General features: G+C 41.6%; 22 protein-coding genes. All 22 read left to right on the forward strand.

Annotated elements, in window-relative coordinates:
- The first annotated feature begins 23 nt into the window (after positions 1-23).
- The 22 genes from CKW02_RS08020 (at position 24) to CKW02_RS08125 (ending at position 19,041) form a co-directional block, all read left to right on the forward strand.
- A complete protein-coding gene (locus CKW02_RS08020) occupies positions 24-386 on the forward strand; it encodes a chemotaxis protein CheY (protein ID WP_003212360.1) in 363 nt (120 codons plus the stop codon).
- An 18-nt stretch (positions 387-404) separates the two neighbouring features.
- Entirely contained in the window at positions 405-1,064 is a 660-nt protein-coding gene (gene fliZ, locus CKW02_RS08025; RefSeq protein ID WP_034619906.1) for a flagella biosynthesis regulatory protein FliZ, read from the forward strand.
- Positions 1,057-1,722, forward strand: coding sequence for a flagellar type III secretion system pore protein FliP (gene fliP, locus CKW02_RS08030; RefSeq protein WP_003211147.1), 666 nt, complete (start codon positions 1,057-1,059; stop codon positions 1,720-1,722). Before fliZ ends, fliP begins: the two co-directional genes overlap by 8 nt.
- Before the next feature lie 16 nt (positions 1,723-1,738).
- Positions 1,739-2,008 (forward strand): flagellar biosynthesis protein FliQ, encoded by a 270-nt coding sequence (gene fliQ / locus CKW02_RS08035; protein ID WP_003211206.1) that lies wholly within the window; start codon positions 1,739-1,741, stop codon positions 2,006-2,008.
- A 6-nt stretch (positions 2,009-2,014) separates the two neighbouring features.
- A complete protein-coding gene (fliR, locus tag CKW02_RS08040) occupies positions 2,015-2,794 on the forward strand; it encodes a flagellar biosynthetic protein FliR (RefSeq protein WP_012009967.1) in 780 nt (259 codons plus the stop codon).
- Positions 2,791-3,879: a flagellar biosynthesis protein FlhB gene (gene flhB / locus CKW02_RS08045; RefSeq protein WP_003211738.1), complete on the forward strand. Its 1,089-nt coding sequence runs from the start codon at positions 2,791-2,793 to the stop codon at positions 3,877-3,879. Before fliR ends, flhB begins: the two co-directional genes overlap by 4 nt.
- Positions 3,880-3,908: 29 nt before the next feature.
- The gene (gene flhA / locus CKW02_RS08050; RefSeq protein WP_003212241.1) at positions 3,909-5,942 is read left to right on the forward strand and encodes a flagellar biosynthesis protein FlhA; all 2,034 of its coding nucleotides are present in this window, start codon (positions 3,909-3,911) and stop codon (positions 5,940-5,942) included.
- On the forward strand, positions 5,942-7,057 hold the full coding sequence (flhF, locus tag CKW02_RS08055) for a flagellar biosynthesis GTPase FlhF (RefSeq protein WP_003212473.1): 1,116 nt from the start codon (positions 5,942-5,944) through the stop codon (positions 7,055-7,057). The genes flhA and flhF overlap by 1 nt, the downstream gene beginning before the upstream one ends.
- Entirely contained in the window at positions 7,054-7,959 is a 906-nt protein-coding gene (locus CKW02_RS08060; protein WP_003212070.1) for a MinD/ParA family protein, read from the forward strand. Before flhF ends, CKW02_RS08060 begins: the two co-directional genes overlap by 4 nt.
- Positions 7,956-9,029, forward strand: coding sequence for a protein-glutamate methylesterase/protein-glutamine glutaminase (locus CKW02_RS08065; RefSeq protein WP_003210900.1), 1,074 nt, complete (start codon positions 7,956-7,958; stop codon positions 9,027-9,029). The genes CKW02_RS08060 and CKW02_RS08065 overlap by 4 nt, the downstream gene beginning before the upstream one ends.
- Before the next feature lie 5 nt (positions 9,030-9,034).
- Entirely contained in the window at positions 9,035-11,065 is a 2,031-nt protein-coding gene (locus CKW02_RS08070) for a chemotaxis protein CheA (protein ID WP_003212481.1), read from the forward strand.
- A 24-nt stretch (positions 11,066-11,089) separates the two neighbouring features.
- Complete coding sequence (locus CKW02_RS08075; RefSeq protein WP_003211606.1) at positions 11,090-11,551, forward strand: chemotaxis protein CheW; 462 nt, start codon at positions 11,090-11,092, stop codon at positions 11,549-11,551.
- Between the two features lie 12 nt (positions 11,552-11,563).
- Positions 11,564-12,190 carry a chemotaxis protein CheC gene (locus CKW02_RS08080; RefSeq protein WP_003211405.1) on the forward strand — a complete coding sequence of 209 codons (627 nt, stop codon included), beginning with the start codon at positions 11,564-11,566 and terminating at the stop codon, positions 12,188-12,190.
- Positions 12,190-12,690 carry a chemotaxis protein CheD gene (locus tag CKW02_RS08085; RefSeq protein ID WP_003212153.1) on the forward strand — a complete coding sequence of 167 codons (501 nt, stop codon included), beginning with the start codon at positions 12,190-12,192 and terminating at the stop codon, positions 12,688-12,690. The genes CKW02_RS08080 and CKW02_RS08085 overlap by 1 nt, the downstream gene beginning before the upstream one ends.
- A gap of 24 nt (positions 12,691-12,714) precedes the next feature.
- Positions 12,715-13,482 (forward strand): FliA/WhiG family RNA polymerase sigma factor, encoded by a 768-nt coding sequence (locus CKW02_RS08090; RefSeq protein ID WP_012009976.1) that lies wholly within the window; start codon positions 12,715-12,717, stop codon positions 13,480-13,482.
- Between the two features lie 21 nt (positions 13,483-13,503).
- Positions 13,504-14,043, forward strand: a complete 540-nt coding sequence (locus CKW02_RS08095) for a hypothetical protein (RefSeq protein ID WP_003210856.1) — start codon at positions 13,504-13,506, stop codon at positions 14,041-14,043.
- A 155-nt stretch (positions 14,044-14,198) separates the two neighbouring features.
- Positions 14,199-14,933 (forward strand): 30S ribosomal protein S2, encoded by a 735-nt coding sequence (gene rpsB, locus CKW02_RS08100; RefSeq protein ID WP_003212093.1) that lies wholly within the window; start codon positions 14,199-14,201, stop codon positions 14,931-14,933.
- A 91-nt stretch (positions 14,934-15,024) separates the two neighbouring features.
- Positions 15,025-15,906: a translation elongation factor Ts gene (gene tsf / locus CKW02_RS08105; protein ID WP_003211584.1), complete on the forward strand. Its 882-nt coding sequence runs from the start codon at positions 15,025-15,027 to the stop codon at positions 15,904-15,906.
- 134 nt (positions 15,907-16,040) lie between these two features.
- Complete coding sequence (gene pyrH / locus CKW02_RS08110) at positions 16,041-16,763, forward strand: UMP kinase (RefSeq protein WP_003210919.1); 723 nt, start codon at positions 16,041-16,043, stop codon at positions 16,761-16,763.
- A gap of 1 nt (position 16,764) precedes the next feature.
- Positions 16,765-17,322, forward strand: a complete 558-nt coding sequence (gene frr, locus CKW02_RS08115) for a ribosome recycling factor (protein WP_003212469.1) — start codon at positions 16,765-16,767, stop codon at positions 17,320-17,322.
- A gap of 129 nt (positions 17,323-17,451) precedes the next feature.
- On the forward strand, positions 17,452-18,234 hold the full coding sequence (locus CKW02_RS08120) for an undecaprenyl pyrophosphate synthase (RefSeq protein ID WP_003212321.1): 783 nt from the start codon (positions 17,452-17,454) through the stop codon (positions 18,232-18,234).
- A gap of 12 nt (positions 18,235-18,246) precedes the next feature.
- The gene (locus CKW02_RS08125; protein WP_003211667.1) at positions 18,247-19,041 is read left to right on the forward strand and encodes a phosphatidate cytidylyltransferase; all 795 of its coding nucleotides are present in this window, start codon (positions 18,247-18,249) and stop codon (positions 19,039-19,041) included.
- Positions 19,042-19,062 lie beyond the last annotated feature (21 nt).

Raw genomic sequence — 19,062 nt, forward strand, 5'->3', positions numbered from 1 at the left:
ACATACAGGGAGAGAATAAGTAAATGGCTACTAAGGTATTAATCGTAGATGATGCAGCATTCATGAGAATGATGATAAAGGATATTCTTGTAAAAAACGGATTTGATGTAGTAGGAGAAGCAGAAAACGGCGCTCAAGCAGTTGAAAAATTTAAAGAAACATCTCCTGATCTTGTCACAATGGATATCACAATGCCAGAAATGGACGGGATCACAGCATTAAAAGAAATTAAACAAATCGATGCTTCTGCAAAAATCATCATGTGTTCTGCAATGGGGCAGCAGTCAATGGTTATTGACGCGATCCAAGCAGGTGCAAAAGACTTTATCGTGAAGCCGTTCCAGGCAGACCGTGTACTTGAAGCAATTAATAAAACGTTAGGCTAAAAAAGGGTGTAAGACTTGTTGAAAAAACGTTTGATATGTATAGCAATGATCAGTTTTATGCTTTTCTTAACGATACAGCCTGCCTCACTGTTTGCTGAAACGAAAGATCCTGAAAATGGCACAGTGAATGACTGGCTCAAAGAAGAGAAAGGCAGCAAAAAGGATACAGAAAAGACAACCACTGACAATCAAACGAATCCGGCAGAAGAAGTTCCCTCTTCTTCTGTCTCCATTATGGATTTTGTCAAAATGATTGGTGCTTTACTTTTTGTCATCCTGCTCATATATGGATTGGTGAGATTTGTTGGTAAGCAAAACCGCTTACTTAAACCATTTCGCTATGTTGAAAATATTGGCGGAACGACGGTTGGCCAAAACCGTTCAGTCCAGCTTATCAAAGTGGGCAAACGAGTATTAGTTGTCGGAGTAGCGGACTCAATCCAGCTGCTAAAAGAAATTGATGATGAACAAGAATGTGAAGCGATCGTGAAACAATATGAAGAAGCGATGGAAAGTAAAACAGATTTACCAAAAATCGTTCAAAAATTCACATCTCAGATAAAGAAACAGGATCAGCCAACCACTTCTTCTTTTTCAGCCAATTTGAAGGCGCAGCTAGCCGAATTGAAAAAGACCCAATCAGAAGTCAGAAAGAAAGGCCCGAAACAAAATGAATGAGTTTATCGATTTATTTAATTCCAGCGGTGCAGGGAATATTAGCACGTCTGTCCGTCTTCTTTTACTTTTAACCGTATTTTCGGTTGCACCAGGCATTCTCATTTTAATGACGTGTTTTACACGAATTGTGATTGTACTTTCATTCGTTAGAACGTCACTTGCAACCAACTCAATGCCGCCAAACCAAGTGCTTGTAGGGCTTGCATTGTTTCTCACATTTTTTATCATGGCACCTACGTTCTCAGAGATTAATAAAGAGGCACTCACGCCGCTTTTAAATGATGACATTACGCTCAATCAGGCATATGAAAAAGCCGAAGTGCCCATTAAAGAATTTATGAGTAAACATACGAGACAGAAGGATTTGGCTTTATTTCTTAGTTACGCAAAAATCGATACACCTGAATCGATAAAAGATATTCCGTTAACGGCGATGGTACCCGCTTTTGCGATTTCAGAATTAAAGACGGCATTTCAAATTGGTTTCATGATCTTTATTCCCTTTTTAATTATTGACATGGTGGTCGCAAGTGTTCTGATGTCAATGGGGATGATGATGCTTCCGCCGGTTATGATATCGCTCCCTTTTAAAATATTGTTATTTGTTTTAGTCGATGGATGGTATTTGATTGTTAAATCTTTGCTGCAAAGCTTTTAGAGTAGGTGCTTAAAACATGAGTTCAGAATTTGTCATTACGATGGCTGAAAGATCAGTGTATGTGGTATTGCTTGTCAGTGGGCCGCTTCTAGCGCTCGCTCTTATTGTGGGACTGATTGTCAGTGTGTTTCAGGCGACAACCCAAATTCAAGAACAGACGCTTGCGTTCATTCCTAAAATTGTTGCAGTTCTTATCGGGCTTGTTGTGTTTGGTCCATGGATGCTGTCAACCATTGTGTCCTTTACGACAGAGCTGTTCTCGAATTTAGATCGATTTGCAGGTTAACGAGCGATGTCAATCATAGAATTATTCCCTGCTTTTCTATTAGTTTTTATTCGGATCACCGCTTTTTTTGTGACAGTACCGCTTTTAGCGCATAGAACGATCCCAGCTGTACACAGAGTTGGATTCTCTCTGTTTTTAGCCGTGATTAGTTTTAGCACGATTAAGGAACCGCCAGCACTCGACATAGACGGTCTTTATATGATGCTTGCGGTGAAAGAAGCAATGGTCGGACTTCTGCTTGGTTTGATTGCATATATCATGGTGTCCGCTGTTCAAATTGCCGGCTCATTTATTGATTTTCAAATGGGCTTTGCGATCGCCAATGTGATTGATCCGCAAACAGGGGCGCAAACGCCGCTGATGGGGCAGTTTTTTTATACGGTCACATTGCTATTGATGCTGGCAACCAATGCACACCACCTGCTGCTTGATGGAATCTATTACAGCTTTCAATATATTGCAGTTGATCAGTACGCACTGAATTTCGGCAGTGAATCCTTTGCTTATTTTATTGCAAAGAGCTTCAACCAAATGTTCATCATTGCCTTTCAAATCTCAGCACCGGTCGTTGCCAGCTTGTTTTTGGTCGATTTGGCACTGGGCATTGTGGCACGAACAGTTCCGCAGATGAACGTTTTTGTTGTCGGACTTCCTATTAAAATGGGTGTGAGTTTTATTATGATCATCATCTGTATGGGCGTCATCTTCGGGGTTGTCCAAAATACATTTGATACGATTGTACTCACCATGAGGAATTTCTTAGCATTGGTCGGTGGTTCGTCATGATGACAAGACTTAGACTAGACTTGCAATTTTTCGCAGGCGAAAAAACAGAAAAAGCAACGCCGAAAAAGAGACAAGATTCACGTAAAAAAGGTCAGGTTGCCAAAAGTACCGACGTCAATACAGCCATCTCATTTCTATTAATCTTTTTATCATTCTTTTTTATTGGGCCTTTTATGAAAGAGCGTATTATTGCGCTCATTGAACGTTTTTATTCAACAACGATGCTAATGAAGGTTAGCACATCTAATATTCATCAACTATTTGTGCAATTGCTTCAGGAAACAGGAATCCTCCTCATGCCAATCCTTGGTGTTGGTATGCTGGCAGGGATCATCAGTAACTATTTGCAAGTTGGTTTTCTCTTTTCGACAGAAGTAATCAAACCAAAATTAGAAAAACTCGATCCAATCAAAGGGTTTAAACGGATATACAGTATTCGAGCCCTCGTAGAGCTATTAAAATCCATTTTGAAAATTGGTTTAATTGGTTTTGCGACATTTATTGCACTTTGGATGCACTTTGACGAAATCCTGAGGCTTCCTTTATTAACAGCAGAGGAAACCCTTCATTTCGTCGCAAATATGACCTTGATTATGGGGCTATATGCAGCAGGTGCTCTCATGATCTTAGCAGGGCTTGATTATATGTATCAGAAATTTGATTATGAAAAAAACTTACGGATGTCCAAACAAGACATCAAAGATGAGTATAAAAAATCAGAGGGTGACCCGCTCATAAAATCTAAGATTAAACAGCGCCAGCGGGAAATGGCCATGAGACGGATGATGCAGGAAGTCCCAAAAGCGGACGTCATCATTACAAACCCAACCCACTATGCAATTGCTTTGAAATATGACGAAGAAAAGATGGACGCGCCCTTTGTTGTGGCAAAGGGAACAGATATTTTAGCTTTGAAAATTAGAACGATTGCGAAAGAGCACGATATCATGACCGTAGAAAACCGGCCGCTCGCTCGGGCACTATATGATCAGGTCGACATCGACCAAGCGGTCCCAGAGGAATACTTTAAGGCGATCGCAGAAATTTTAGCTTACGTCTATAAAACGAAACAAAAGATTTTATGAATTTTTGGTTTTAAAAGGAGAGAACAGGCATGTCAGCAAGAGATTTATCTGTTATATTCAGTGTTATTTTAATTGTGGCGATGCTGGTCATACCGTTTCCGCCAATGCTATTAAGTATTTTAATCATTATTAATATTTCTCTTGCGCTTATCGTGCTTCTCACCACTATGAACATGCAAGAACCACTGGAATTTTCAATTTTTCCATCATTGCTTTTGCTCTTAACACTGTTTCGTTTAGGGCTTAACATCTCTACAACACGTTCTATTCTTTCAACAGGAGATGCTGGAAAGGTTGTAGAAACGTTTGGTTCATTTGTTGTTGGAGGAAATATCATCGTTGGTCTCGTTGTTTTCCTTATTCTGATCATCATTCAGTTTATTGTTATTACTAAAGGGGCTGAGCGTGTATCAGAGGTTGCGGCAAGATTTACACTTGATGCGATGCCAGGTAAACAAATGAGTATTGACGCTGATTTAAATGCAGGGATGCTGACAGAAAGTGAAGCAAGAAACCGCCGTGAAAAAGTAGCGAGGGAAGCAGACTTTTATGGAGCGATGGACGGTGCCAGTAAGTTCGTTAAAGGGGACGCCATCGCTGGTATTATCATCGTTATCATCAATATTATATTTGGAATTATTATTGGGATGCTTCAGCAAGGCATGTCGATTCAAGAATCAGCTTCCCACTTTACCCTGTTAACAGTAGGGGACGGAATTGTTTCTCAAATTCCGGCACTCCTCATTTCAACGGCGACAGGGATTGTTGTTACGAGAGCAGCTTCTAACGGAAACCTTGGATCAGACATTACAGGTCAGCTCTTTGCATTCCCAGCCATGCTTTATGTCACAGCAGGCACGATCTTCCTTCTTGGGCTGTTTACACCAATCGGCATACTTTTGACAGGACCGATCGCAGGTTTAATTGCACTTGGCGCATACATGATGTCGAAAAACAAACAAGACCAAGAAGAAATTGAAGAGGTACTGGAGGAACAGGCAGAGGTAGAAGAGATGAAAAGTCCAGAAAGCGTCATTCATCTTTTGCAAATGGATGCCATTGAATTTGAATTTGGCTACGGCTTGATTCCGCTAGCCGATGCAAATCAAGGCGGGGACCTGTTAGACCGAATTGTGATGATCCGAAGGCAGCTTGCCCTCGAACTAGGTCTTGTGATTCCAGTTGTCCGAATTCGAGACAACATTGCACTTAACCCAAATGAGTATCGACTTAAAATAAAAGGGAACGAAGTAGCAAAAGGAGAGCTGCTGCTTGATCATTACTTAGCGATGTCTCCAACGCCTGATGATGATCCGATTGAAGGGATTGAAACAATTGAGCCATCCTTTGGTCTTCCGGCTAAATGGATCTCAGAAGCAGAAAAAGATCAGGCTGAGATGCTTGGCTATACGGTTGTAGATCCTGCATCGGTTGTGTCTACTCACATCACAGAGAAAATTAGACAAAACACACACGAACTGCTCGGGCGCCAAGAAACGAAGCAATTAATCGATCATCTAAAAGAAAGTTATCCTGTCTTAGTGGATGAGGTGACGCCAAACCCACTAGCAGTTGGTGATATTCAAAAAGTGTTGGCAAAACTGCTGAAAGAAAAGGTTTCTATTCGAAATCTTGTCACCATTTTTGAGACGCTTGCAGACTACGGAAAATTAACGACGGATACAGATTTGTTAACAGAGTATGTCAGACAGGCGCTGGCAAGACAGATTACTGCACAATATGCGAGAGAAAATGAATCGCTCAAAGTCGTGACATGCTCAGGCCGAGTGGAAAAGGTGATTGCTGACAGCGTACAGCAGACAGAGCATGGCAACTACTTATCGTTAGATCCAGAATCCTCTGAAAGTGTGATTCAATCAGTGGCGAGAGAAATTGAACAGCTTTCGCTTCGTCAGGAAACGCCGGTTCTATTGTGCTCACCTCCTATAAGAATGTACGTCAAGCAGCTGTTAGAAAGATATTTCCCGGATTTACCGGTACTATCTTATAACGAACTAGAAGCAAATGTGGAAGTACAGAGCATCGGAGTGGTGGATATCTAATGAAAATGAAAAAAATCACAGCGAATTCAATGCAGGAGGCAACGATTCAAATTAGGCAGCAGCTTGGAAAGGATGCCGTCATTTTAAATTCCAAAACCGTTGTGAAACGAAAGCTGTTCGGTTTAAAGAAACAGCAAATGGTTGAAGTGATTGCAGTGCTGGATCAAGATTTTGAAGAAAGAGCGGGTAAAGGTGGACACCCTGCGCCTCCTCTTCCAGTATTTCCGAAAAAGGAGCAGATTCAACACCGGCCTGAAGAGCTGTCTCTTGCTCCTGAGGCAGTGAAACCAGTACCTTCTCAAGCTCAGTCTTTAGAATATGCGAGGAATGAGCGGCATGCTGGTATTCTGCCTGATCCTCTCATGGCAATCGATCAAAAACTGAAGGATCAAGGTCTTGATGATGTCATTCGAGACGAATGCCTCAAAGGTCTTTTAACGAAGGGTGCTGTCAAGGAAGATCAAATTCAAAAAGAACTTGAACAACAGCTGACAGATATGCTGCCGGCTCACACCTCTGATGAGCCGATGATTCGTTCAAAATACATTGTGCTGTTTGGTTCAACTGGAGCTGGTAAAACAACAACGATTGCAAAGCTCGCTGCCAAAACGGCCATTCAGAAGCAAAAGAAAATCGCTTTTATTACAACAGATACGTACCGAATTGCAGCGATCGAACAACTGAAAACATATGCGGAACTGCTCAATGCACCGCTTGAGGTTTGTTATTCGAGAGAGGATTTTGTAAAAGCTCAAGAGACGTTTAAAGAGTATGATCATATTTTCGTAGACACAGCGGGTCGTAACTTTAAAGAAGAAGCGTATATCAAAGAGCTGACAGACATCATTCCATTTAATGAAAGCATTCAAAGTTTCCTAGTGATGAGTGCGACCTCGAAGTATCAGGACATGAAAGCCATGGTTAAACGCTTTGAACACGTTCCAATCGATCAATTCATTTTTACAAAGGTAGATGAAACAGACACGATGGGAACCATCTTTCAAATCATTGCAGACTCTCAAATTGGACTTGGCTTTTTAACAAATGGTCAAAATGTTCCTGAGGATATTCTTGAGGGCTCTCCTCTTGAATTAACAAGGATGGTCTTACAATGATGAAGCCCGACCAAGCAGAAGGTTTAAGAAAGCTCGTTCAGCAGAATCAAACGATCGCACCAGCTCCTCTTGGTATAAGCGGACAGGCAAAAACCATTGCTGTCATGAGCGGTAAAGGTGGGATTGGAAAATCGAATTTGACGCTGAATATGGCACTGTCTATCGCAAATGCAGGGAAGCGAGTGTTAGTCATCGACCTTGATTTTGGTATGGGGAATATTGATATTTTACTAGGAAAAACTTCGACTAGCTCTATATTAGATGTTCTTGTCAGGAAGAAATCCTTCCAAGCAGCTATGACCCAAGGCACGAACAACCTTTATTACATTTCTGGTGGCAGCGGACTTGAACAGCTGTTTTCTTTAGATAAAGATCAATGGTCGTTCTTTCTAGAGGAAATGGAAAGAATGATGCACGACTTTGATTGTATCTTCTTTGATATGGGGGCTGGCTTGTCTAAAGATCAACTGCCTTTTGTTTTATCAGCAGGAGAAGTTGTGGTTGTGACAACGCCAGAACCAACATCAATCATGGATGCCTACAGCGCAATTAAACACTTAGCGATTCATCAGTTCGAACAATCTGTGCAAATCATTGTCAACCGGTGTAAAACCCCGTCAGAAGGGTCAGAAACCTACCGGAAATTAGCAGGAGTGGTCACATCATTTTTACACAGAAAACTAGTATTTGCTGGTGCTGTGCCGGATGATCCTGCGGTTCCAAAAGCGGTGGCTGAACAAATTCCATTTTATATGAAGCAGCCACATTCACGGCTGAGTAAAACGATCAAGATGCTGGCAGAGACACTTTATCAACAGCAGATAAGAGAGGCACAGAGAGAGCAGCATACGTTTATAGATAAGTTGTCCTCTTTTTTTAAAAGGAGGAAGGTGGACTCATGATTAGAGTGCTTGTAGTAGATGACTCGGCTTTTATGCGAAAGCTCATTAGTGATTTCCTAAGTGCCGAGCAAGAAATAGAAGTCGTCGGAACGGCGCGAAATGGGGAAGATGCCTTAAAACGGATCAAGGAACTGAATCCAGATGTCGTCACATTAGATGTGGAAATGCCTGTTTTAAATGGAACAGAAGCATTAAAACAAATTCTGGCTGAACACGACCTTGCCGTGATTATGGTGTCAAGCCAGACAAAGCAAGGGAAAGATTTAACCATCCATTGCTTAGAACTTGGTGCTTTTGACTTTGTGACAAAGCCTTCAGGAAGTATTTCGCTCGATTTACACAAAGTAAGAGGCCAAATTGTAGAGCGGGTGCTTGCGGCAGGGCTGTCAAGGAAACGCACTGAAGTACAGGTTTCTCCAAAGCCGGTGATGAAGCCGCCAATTCCAGTGGCTACACCTCGCCCGCAAGCCGTAAAAAGTGGCTCACTCCGAAAGATTATTTCAATCGGAACATCAACGGGAGGGCCAAGGGCACTTCAACGAGTTGTCACGAAGCTGCCCAAGGACATAGAAGCACCTATTTTGATTGTGCAGCATATGCCGGCAGGATTTACAGCATCACTTGCTACTAGGTTAGACCATTTATCTCAAATTTCGATTAAAGAAGCACAAGATGGAGACATCGCTAAAAATGGAGTGGCTTACATAGCGCCTGGTGGAATGAATATGTCACTTCATGAACAAGGGGCATCCTTAGTCATCAGGCTTTCTCCAGAGGACACGGAAAGCCGGCACAAACCTTCTGTTAACTATTTATTTGAATCCATCAGTCATATAAAGGGTTACGAGAAAATTGCTGTCATTATGACAGGCATGGGTAGTGACGGCACAGAAGGTGTCAAAAAAATGGTCGCAAGCGGTCATACAAAAGTCATTGCAGAAAAAGAAGAATCATGTGTTGTTTTCGGAATGCCTAAATCAGTCATTAAAGCAGGCCTTGCACATGAAACAAGGCATGTGGATGACATCGCACATGCAATTATAAGCTCCATGAAAAAAGAGAGGGCGTGAACACGTTGGATGTAAACCAATACTTAGATATCTTTTTAGATGAAAGCAGAGAACACTTACAAACTTGTAATGAAAAACTTCTTGATTTAGAAAAGAACCCAACCGACTTGCAGCTAGTGAATGATATATTCAGAGCGGCTCACACATTGAAAGGCATGAGTGCAACGATGGGCTACGCTGATATGGCTCAGCTAACACATCATTTAGAAAACATGTTTGATGCCATTCGAAATGAACAAATGATTGTCACACCTGAGTCAATGGACACAATGTTTGAAGCACTTGATCACCTTGAAGCAATGGTTCAATCAATTGCAGAAGGCGGAGATGGGAAACGCGATGTCACAGAGATTAGTAAAAAGCTAGATGTGACAGGAAGCCATGCTGAGGCAGCTCCTAGTGTTGAAACAGCGGCTGTATCAGCGGCTGCTGCTAATGACTTAGACTATAACGAATTTGAACGAACAGTGCTTGATGAAGCGAGGGAACAAGGCTTTAAATGCTATGAACTCAATGTAACATTAAGTGACGCATGCCTATTAAAAGCCGTTCGTGTCTATATGATCTTTGAAAGACTGAACGAAGCAGGCGAGGTCGTCAAAACAGTTCCAAATGCAGAACTTTTAGAATCAGAAGATTTCGAATCTGAATTCAGTATTTCTTATTTATCTAAACAACCGATGGACGAAGTGAAAAAAATCGTGATGACGATCTCAGAAGTTGAACAAGTTGAGATCTCAGAAGTTTCTGCATTTGAAGAAGCGAATCCAGCTGAAAAACAAGAAGCAAAACCTGAACAGAAAAAAGAAGAAGTCTCCGTGCCTGCTGCGAAAGCACCAGCAAACGATGCACCAAAAGCAAATGGCAATAACGGTTCAGCTGCAGGAGGCACAAAAACGATTCGTGTCAACATCGATCGTCTAGACTCTCTTATGAATCTATTTGAAGAACTGGTGATTGACAGAGGCCGTTTAGAACAGATTGCCAAAGAGCTTGAAAATAACGAACTCACTGATACGGTCGAAAGAATGACACGTATTTCAGGCGATCTGCAATCGATCATCCTGAACATGAGAATGGTACCTGTAGAAACGGTGTTTAACAGGTTCCCGCGTATGATCCGTCAATTGACGAAAGAGCTCAATAAAAAAATTGAACTGATCATTGAAGGTGCTGATACTGAGCTTGATCGAACAGTCATCGACGAGATTGGAGATCCGCTCCTACACTTACTTAGAAACAGTCTAGATCACGGAATTGAATCGCCAGAAGAACGTGTGAAAAAAGGCAAGCCAGAAAAAGGAACCGTTCTATTAAAGGCGTATCATAGCGGAAACCACGTCTTCATTGAAGTAGAAGATGATGGCGGCGGAATTAACCGTAAGAAAGTGCTTGAAAAAGCATTAGAGCGCGGGGTTATTACAGAAAGAGAAGCGGAAACCATTGAAGATCATCAAATTGATTCATTGATCTTTGCAGCAGGATTCTCTACAGCTGATGAGATATCTGACATCTCAGGCCGCGGTGTAGGTCTTGACGTCGTGAAAAACAAGCTGGAATCACTAGGCGGATCTGTAAGCATCAACTCAACAGAAGGACAGGGCTCACTATTCTCGATCCAGCTTCCGCTTACATTATCGATTATTTCTGTACTTCTTGTAAAACTGGAAGAGGAAACATTTGCGATTCCGATTTCTTCTATTATTGAAACGGCTGTCATTAAGAAAAGCGACATCCTTCAAACGCATGATCGCGAAGTAATTGATTTCCGCGGATTTATCGTACCGGTCGTGTACTTGAAGAAACAATTCCACGTACCAAATGCGAATGAATTAGAGGAAGAACTGCACATCATCGTTGTTCGTAAAGGAGATAAGCTGACAGCATTTGTGGTCGATTCATTTATTGGTCAGCAAGAGGTTGTATTGAAATCACTAGGAGATTACCTGCCAAACGTGTTTGCGATCTCAGGCGCAACAATCCTAGGCGACGGTCAAGTTGCACTCATCGTTGACTGTAATGCACTGATCAAGTAAAAAACAATAGAGGAGCGGTCTGAAATGAGTACAGATATCAAAACTGGCGAAAAGATGATTGTGTTTATCGTAAACAAAAAAGAATACGCCATTTCAGTATCAGAAGTAAAGTCCATTGAAAAATGGCAGCAGCCGACAAGAGTCCCTGGCGTTGCCCCTTATATATGCGGTGTTATTAATCTGCGCGGTGTCGTGACGCCTGTCATCGATCTTAGAGTGAGACTTGGATCAAGTGACAACGAAATTACAGATGAAACAAGAATGATTATTGTACAAGTTGGTGACATTGAAGTCGGCTGGATTGTTGATGAAGCGAATGATGTCATTACAGTCCATCAAGAAGAAGTAGAATCTTCTCCTGAGTCAGCTGAAAAAGAAGGACAATCATGGGTAACAGGTATCATTAAGCATGATCAGCGTCTATTTAATATCATTCACCCTGGTGCTGTCCTCGACAAGAGCGTTCAAGATGCACCTGTTCATTAAGGAGGATGTGAAATGAGCATTTTCAATGAAATAAAAGATGAACAGCTGGATGTATTAAGAGAGGTAGGGAATATTGGAGCAGGCCACGCCGCGTCTGCTCTTGCCAGCCTTTTGGATCGCAAAATAGATATGGCTGTTCCGTTTGTCAAGGTTCTCTCGTTTGAAGAATTAATGGATTTCTTTGGCGGTGCAGACCTCCCAGTTGCAAGCATTTTCCTGCGAATGGAAGGAGATTTATCTGGCTCTATCTTTTTCATAATGCCCTTTGAGCAAGCTGAGCAATTTGTAAGAGAGCTTGTACGAGATCCAGCATTTGATATTGATACCATTCACGAGCATGTGATGGGGACGTCAGCACTACACGAGCTGGGAAATATTTTAGCAGGCTCTTATTTATCAGCCCTTGCCGATTTAACAAAATTGCAGCTTCACCCAAGTGTTCCAGATGTTACGCTCGATATGTTCGGGGCTGTCATTAGCGAAGGGTTAATGCAATTCAGTCCTCTAGGTGATCAGGCAATTGTGATTGATACATCAATTTTTGATGATCAAAATAAGCAAGAGCTGAAAGGAAATATGTTTCTATTACCAGACTTTGAATCGTTTGAAAAACTATTCAAAGCATTAGGTAACCTTTAATGAACGTTCAGATTCCGGCAGTTGTAAAGGTTGGTATAGCGGATGTTCAGCTTGTGAAAACACCGGACCGCATTCGGACATCCGGACTTGGTTCTTGTGTAGGGCTTGTTCTGTTTGATCAAGAAAAAAAACTGGCAGGTCTTGTCCATGTCATGCTTCCAGACTCATCCCTTGCAAAAGGGGCAGTGGAGAACTTGGCTAAATATGCAGATACAGGTGTCAAGCATACAATTGATCTGCTCCTTAAAGAAGGAGCGCGCAAACATGCGCTAAAGGCAAAACTTGCTGGTGGCGCAGAAATGTTTAAGTTTAAGTCAACCAATGATCTGATGAGAATTGGACCTAGAAACGTATCAGCTGTTAAAGAACATCTGTCTCTTTATCGCATCCCGATCATTAGTGAGGATACGGGCGGGAACAATGGTCGTACGATTGAATTTGACCCGCTTACGACAGAGCTTGAGATCCGCACTGTGAAGCAAGGCATTATGAAGATATAACTAAGGAAGTATAGGGGGAGAAAGATGCAATCCTTAAATTACGAAGATCAGGCGCTATGGGCTAGATGGAAAGAGTGGAAGGACCCAGCTGCTGGAGATGATCTTATGCGCCGCTATATGCCGCTCGTCACATATCATGTTGGAAGAATTTCCATCGGTCTCCCGAAGTCAGTGCATAAAGAAGACTTGATCAGTCTAGGGATGCTCGGTTTATATGATGCCCTTGAAAAATTCGACCCCGGAAGAGATCTGAAGTTTGATACATATGCATCCTTCAGAATCCGCGGGGCCATCATCGACGGTCTTCGTAAAGAGGACTGGCTGCCTCGTACATCAAGAGAAAAAACAAAAAAAGTAGAAGCGGCTATTGAAAAGCTTGAACAACGCTATTTACGAAATGTGACGCCGACAGAAGTGGCAGAGGAACTTGGCATGAGTGAACAGGATGTTGTCACAACAATGAATGAAGGTTTCTTTGCAAATCTGCTTTCAATCGACGAGAAGCTGCATGATCAAGAAGACGGTGAAAACGTCCAAGTCATGATTCGCGACGAGAAAACTGTGACACCTGAAGAGAAGATGCTGAAAGATGAATTAATAGAACAGCTTGCTGAAAAAATGACCGAGCTATCTGAAAAAGAAAAGCTCGTGATCAGTCTTTTCTATAAAGAGGAACTGACGTTAACGGAAATCGGTCACGTGCTCAATTTATCGACCTCACGCATTTCGCAAATTCATTCAAAGGCATTGTTCAAGCTTAAGCATCTGCTTGATAAAGCCATTCAATCTTAAAGAGTTAGTGAGTGAAAAAATATGTTATGGCTGATTAGCTTCATGCTTCATGCTGCACTTATTTATTTTGTGATCATTTTATATACGAGAATGAATTCGCTGAAGGCAACTGAACAAAAGCAGCGAGAACTTCTAGAAGAAACGGAAAATACCCTGGCTGCATTTTTGATGGAAGTCAAAGAAGAGAATGACAAACTATCAAAAGTGGCAGCCGCTTCCCCTGATTTTTCTGCTGAAGAGCTGAAAACAGATTTTCAGACACCAAAGCAGCCACAAACACCAATTGAATCCCAGCAATCGGTAGAAAGTGAAGATCCAGTACCAGAGCACTTGTCGGCTCTCCTTAGCGAAGTCGAAGTGCAGGAAGAGAAGGTAAACGAACCCGTTCCATATCTTGAATCAGACGCTTCTGCGTCTTCTGAAAGTGAAGTAGAAGAAACATTCGAGGACCAAGTGAAGACCTTATATGACCAAGGGCATTCGCTAGAAGAAATAGCGAAAGAACTGAAAACGGGCAAGACAGAAATCGAGCTTTTATTAAAATTTAGCGGAAAGCTGTAAAGGATTCTTGATTGTCAGTCCATCATGTGTTATATTATTTCTTGGTGTTAAATACACACGCTTAATGATTCATATGAAGGTGCTGCCGTGGCGCAGTTTTATGTGAACATGACTTGAGCGGAGGAAAAAAAACCATTATATTAGGAGGCAACAACATGTCAGTTATTTCTATGAAACAATTGCTAGAAGCTGGTGTTCACTTCGGTCACCAAACGCGCCGCTGGAACCCAAAAATGAAGCGTTACATCTTTACAGAGCGTAACGGTATCTACATCATCGATCTTCAAAAAACGGTGAAAAAAGTAGAGGAAGCTTACAACTTCACGAAAAACCTTGCTGCTGACGGAGGAAAAATCCTTTTCGTTGGTACGAAAAAGCAAGCACAAGATTCAGTGAAAGAAGAAGCAATCCGTTCTGGTATGTTCTATGTGAACCAACGCTGGCTTGGTGGAACTTTAACAAACTTTGAAACAATCCAAAAACGTATCAAACGTTTAAAAGATATTGAAAAAATGCAAGAAAACGGTACATTCGATGTTCTTCCTAAGAAAGAAGTCGTTCAACTGAAAAAAGAATTAGAACGTCTTGAAAAATTCCTAGGCGGAATCAAAGACATGAAAGGTCTTCCGGATGCACTTTTCATTATCGACCCTCGTAAAGAGCGTATTGCAGTTGCAGAAGCTCGTAAATTGAATATCCCAATCATCGGTATCGTTGACACAAACTGTGATCCAGACGAAATTGATGTTGTGATCCCTGCAAACGATGATGCAATCCGTGCTGTAAAACTTCTAACTGCTAAAATGGCAGATGCGATTCTTGAGTCTAAACAAGGCGAAGAAGAAGCTGTTGTAGAAGAAACGACAGAAACTGAAACAACAACTGCGTAACCTATTCAAAAGGTGATAAGAGGGAAATGCCTTTTATCACCTTTTTTTCACCTAGTAATCCGTGTTTTAACATAGAAGGAGGAAATGTAAAATGGCTATTACTGCTCAATTAGTTAAAGAACTGCGTCAAAAAACTGGTGCAGGTATGATGGACTGTAAAAAAGCGTTAACAGAAACTGATGGTGACATCGACAAAGCAATCGATCTTCTAAGAGAAAAAGGAATTGCAAAAGCTGCGAAAAAAGCAGACCGTATTGCTGCAGAAGGATTAACTCTTATCAAAACTGACGGCAACACAGGCGTGATCCTAGAAGTGAACTCTGAGACTGATTTCGTTTCGAAAAACGAAGGGTTCCAATCACTTCTTAACGAACTTGCTGATCATTTGCTTGCTGCTAAACCTGCAACAATTGAAGAAGCTCATGCTTCTAAAATGGAAAACGGTTCAACAGTTGAAGAGCATATCACATCTGCGATTGCGAAAATCGGAGAGAAAATCACTCTACGTCGTTTCTCTGTTATCACGAAAGAAGATAACGCAGCATTCGGTTCTTACTTACACATGGGCGGACGCATCGGTGTGTTAGCTGTTCTTAACGGAACAACTGACGAAGAGCTTGCAAGAGACATCGCAATGCACGTTGCTGCTGTAAACCCTAAATACATTTCTCGTGACCAAGTGTCAGAAGAAGAAGCAAACCGTGAGCGCGAAGTATTAACGCAGCAAGCGCTTCAAGAAGGAAAACCTGAAAACATCGTAGCTAAAATGGTAGAAGGCCGTCTAAACAAATTCTTCGAAGAAATTTGCTTACTTGACCAAGCTTTCGTTAAAAACCCAGATGAAAAAGTGAAACAAGTAGTAGCTGCGAAAAACGCAAGCGTTCAAACTTATGTTCGCTATGAAGTGGGCGAAGGCATCGAGAAGCGTCAAGACAACTTTGCTGAAGAAGTGATGAGCCAAGTGAAAAAATAATGTTTGAAAAGCTCTCTGGGGCTTTTTTAGGGAGCACAAGCACTGTGTTCCCTATTTTTTAGAGGATATTGATTTACAAAAGGCAGTTTCTTACGCATAATAAGAGACGGTATAGTTTACACTTGGAGGTTATCATGAGCAAACCGAAATATAATCGCATTGTACTGAAGCTAAGTGGCGAAGCACTAGCAGGTGATGCTGGAAATGGAATTAACCCAACTGTCATTCATTCAATTGCAAAGCAAGTAAAAGAAATTGCAGAGCTAGATGTTGAGGTTGCAGTTGTTGTAGGCGGAGGAAACCTTTGGCGCGGTAAGACAGGTAGTGACTTAGGAATGGACCGTGCAACAGCAGACTACATGGGCATGTTGGCAACAGTGATGAATTCACTCGCGCTACAAGACAGCCTAGAAACGCTTGGCATTCAGTCTAGGGTACAAACCTCTATCGAAATGAGACAGGTTGCAGAACCATACATAAGAAGAAAAGCGATCCGTCATCTTGAGAAGAAACGTGTCGTAATTTTTGCTGCAGGTACTGGTAACCCTTATTTCTCTACAGATACAACGGCAGCACTTCGTGCAGCAGAAATTGAAGCAGATGTCATTTTAATGGCAAAAAATAATGTAGACGGTGTCTACAGTGCTGATCCTCGTACAGATGCGGATGCAGTAAAATATGACAAGCTTTCATATCTTGATGTGCTAAAAGAAGGGCTTGCAGTAATGGATTCTACTGCGTCCTCATTATGTATGGACAATGACATTCCATTAATCGTATTCTCTATTATGGAAGAAGGAAATATTAAACGTGCCGTAAATGGCGAATCAATTGGAACGATTGTGAGGGGGAAATAACGTGTCAAAAGAAGTATTGAACCAAACGAAAGAAAAAATGGAAAAAGCCGTTCAAGCATACGGACGTGAACTTGCAACTGTTCGTGCGGGCAGAGCAAATGCTTCATTGCTTGATAAAGTGACGGTTGATTATTACGGTGCACAAACACCACTTAACCAAATCGCGTCAATCACAGTGCCAGAAGCACGTATGCTGATTATCACACCTTATGATAAAACAGCTATCGGTGATATCGAAAAATCGATCCAAAAGTCTGATCTTGGCATCACGCCAACAAGTGACGGAAATGTGATCCGTATTGCGATTCCTGCACTAACAGAAGAAAGACGTAAAGAGCTTGTGAAAGTGGTAAGAAAATATTCAGAAGAAGCAAAAGTAGCTGTTCGTAATGTTCGTCGTGATGCAAACGATGAGTTGAAAAAGCTCGAGAAAAATGGTGAGATCACTGAAGATGAATTAAGATCATCAACAGAGGATGTTCAAAAATTGACAGATGAATATGTCGCTAAAATTGATGACGTGACGAAAGATAAAGAAAAAGAAATCATGGAAGTTTAAGAAAAAACTATGTACAATAGATAATAGTGAAAAGACCCTCTTCATGTTTACAGGGGGTTTTTTTGTTAATACTGTTGGTGACTATATTATTAGCGGAAACGCAACCTTTTTGGGTGATGGAGGAATCTCATGCTCAATATACTCAAAAATTGGAAGAATCAGCAAACTGCAGCTTCCAACTTAGAAAGTCTGACAAAAGAAGACATATTAAATGGAGAAATTCCTGAACATATCGCCATTATCATGGATGGGAACGGAAGATGGGCAAAAAAACGTGCTCTTCCGCGGGTAGCAGGACATCATGAAGGAATGAAAGTCGTCAAGCGCATGACAAAGCTTGCAAATGAGCTGAATGTCAAAGTGCTGACTTTGTATGCTTTCTCTACAGAAAATTGGAAGCGTCCAAAACTAGAAGTAGACTTTTTAATGAAACTTCCTGAAGAATTTTTAAACATCTACCTGCCCGAGCTCATCGAGGAAAATGTCCGTGTTCGCTTAACAGGTGATCCAGACGGCCTCCCGCAGCATACGAAAAGAGCGGTGGAGAACGCAGTAAAGAGTACGACGAATAACGACGGGCTCATTTTGAATTTTGCGCTCAACTATGGAGGGCGCACAGAAATCGTCTCCGCATGCAGACAAATTTCTGAAAAAGTCAAAGAAGGTAAGCTTCAAGCAGAAGACATCACAGAAGAGATGTTTTCAGCTTATTTAATGACAGAATCTCTTCAAGATCCGGATTTGCTTATTCGCACAAGTGGAGAAATTAGATTAAGCAACTTTATGCTTTGGCAAATTGCGTACAGCGAATTTGTCTTTACGGATGTGCTTTGGCCTGACTTTTCTGATGAGCATCTTATAGGCGCTATCGGAGAATACCAGCGCCGCGGCCGGAGGTTCGGTGGAATTTAGAGGGTGGTGCAGATGAAACAAAGAATTTTGACGGGTGTTTTGGCAGCTGCAGTCTTTTTACTTGCAGTTATATATGGACAGATGCCATTTACCCTGCTGATTTACTTAATGGGAAGTGTCGCTCTCTTTGAGCTTCTAAGAATGAAAAAGATATCGATTTTTAGCTTTCCTGGTATTGTCAGCTTAATATTGCTTTGGCTTTTAATGGGCGGAGAGAATAGCTTCTTCCCGAACGTAGACGCATCAAAAATGCAGATTGCTTTATTTGCAGTCTTAATTCTTTTAACTTATACAGTGTTGAGCAAAAACTCTTTCACATTCGATGAGGTTGCTTTTGTAATATTAGCGACATTATATATTGGTGTCAGTTTCTATTATTTTATTCAAATTAGAGGCTTATATGGCATGAGTGCGATCTTCTTCGCAGCAGTGATTATTTGGTCCACTGACTCAGGTGCCTATTTTATTGGGAAATCGATGGGAAAACGAAAGCTCTGGCCAGAGATCAGCCCAAACAAAACAGTAGAAGGATTTATCGGCGGAATCGTCACAGCGGTCGTGTTGTCATTTGTGTTTCAGGCGATTACAGGATTTTTGCCATCATATCTGCTCGTTATGTTTATTACGCTTTTGCTCAGTATCTTTGGACAGCTTGGCGACCTTGTGGAATCTGCTTTAAAGCGTCATTACCACGTGAAGGATTCAGGGACAATTCTCCCTGGACATGGCGGGATTTTGGACAGGTTTGACAGCTTTTTATTCGTTCTGCCGTTTTTATATTTATTGCTTGCAACGTTTGCCAGCTAACCTCATAGAAACTTATTGAAC

The sequence above is a fragment of the Bacillus pumilus genome (assembly GCF_900186955.1).
GTDB classification, from domain to species: Bacteria; Bacillota; Bacilli; order Bacillales; family Bacillaceae; genus Bacillus; species Bacillus pumilus.

What these genes read in the sequence shown, in the direction of transcription:
- flhB (WP_003211738.1), top strand. Translation starts at nt 2,791, where the DNA reads ATGATGACAAGACTTAGACTAGACTTGCAATTTTTCGCAGGCGAAAAA.
- CKW02_RS08075 (WP_003211606.1), top strand. Translation starts at nt 11,090, where the DNA reads ATGAGTACAGATATCAAAACTGGCGAAAAGATGATTGTGTTTATCGTA.
- CKW02_RS08085 (WP_003212153.1), top strand. Translation starts at nt 12,190, where the DNA reads ATGAACGTTCAGATTCCGGCAGTTGTAAAGGTTGGTATAGCGGATGTT.
- CKW02_RS08060 (WP_003212070.1), top strand. Translation starts at nt 7,054, where the DNA reads ATGATGAAGCCCGACCAAGCAGAAGGTTTAAGAAAGCTCGTTCAGCAG.
- rpsB (WP_003212093.1), top strand. Translation starts at nt 14,199, where the DNA reads ATGTCAGTTATTTCTATGAAACAATTGCTAGAAGCTGGTGTTCACTTC.
- CKW02_RS08090 (WP_012009976.1), top strand. Translation starts at nt 12,715, where the DNA reads ATGCAATCCTTAAATTACGAAGATCAGGCGCTATGGGCTAGATGGAAA.
- fliQ (WP_003211206.1), top strand. Translation starts at nt 1,739, where the DNA reads ATGAGTTCAGAATTTGTCATTACGATGGCTGAAAGATCAGTGTATGTG.
- flhA (WP_003212241.1), top strand. Translation starts at nt 3,909, where the DNA reads ATGTCAGCAAGAGATTTATCTGTTATATTCAGTGTTATTTTAATTGTG.
- CKW02_RS08065 (WP_003210900.1), top strand. Translation starts at nt 7,956, where the DNA reads ATGATTAGAGTGCTTGTAGTAGATGACTCGGCTTTTATGCGAAAGCTC.
- fliP (WP_003211147.1), top strand. Translation starts at nt 1,057, where the DNA reads ATGAATGAGTTTATCGATTTATTTAATTCCAGCGGTGCAGGGAATATT.
- tsf (WP_003211584.1), top strand. Translation starts at nt 15,025, where the DNA reads ATGGCTATTACTGCTCAATTAGTTAAAGAACTGCGTCAAAAAACTGGT.
- CKW02_RS08095 (WP_003210856.1), top strand. Translation starts at nt 13,504, where the DNA reads ATGTTATGGCTGATTAGCTTCATGCTTCATGCTGCACTTATTTATTTT.
- fliR (WP_012009967.1), top strand. Translation starts at nt 2,015, where the DNA reads ATGTCAATCATAGAATTATTCCCTGCTTTTCTATTAGTTTTTATTCGG.
- CKW02_RS08020 (WP_003212360.1), top strand. Translation starts at nt 24, where the DNA reads ATGGCTACTAAGGTATTAATCGTAGATGATGCAGCATTCATGAGAATG.
- CKW02_RS08125 (WP_003211667.1), top strand. Translation starts at nt 18,247, where the DNA reads ATGAAACAAAGAATTTTGACGGGTGTTTTGGCAGCTGCAGTCTTTTTA.
- flhF (WP_003212473.1), top strand. Translation starts at nt 5,942, where the DNA reads ATGAAAATGAAAAAAATCACAGCGAATTCAATGCAGGAGGCAACGATT.
- CKW02_RS08080 (WP_003211405.1), top strand. Translation starts at nt 11,564, where the DNA reads ATGAGCATTTTCAATGAAATAAAAGATGAACAGCTGGATGTATTAAGA.
- pyrH (WP_003210919.1), top strand. Translation starts at nt 16,041, where the DNA reads ATGAGCAAACCGAAATATAATCGCATTGTACTGAAGCTAAGTGGCGAA.
- CKW02_RS08120 (WP_003212321.1), top strand. Translation starts at nt 17,452, where the DNA reads ATGCTCAATATACTCAAAAATTGGAAGAATCAGCAAACTGCAGCTTCC.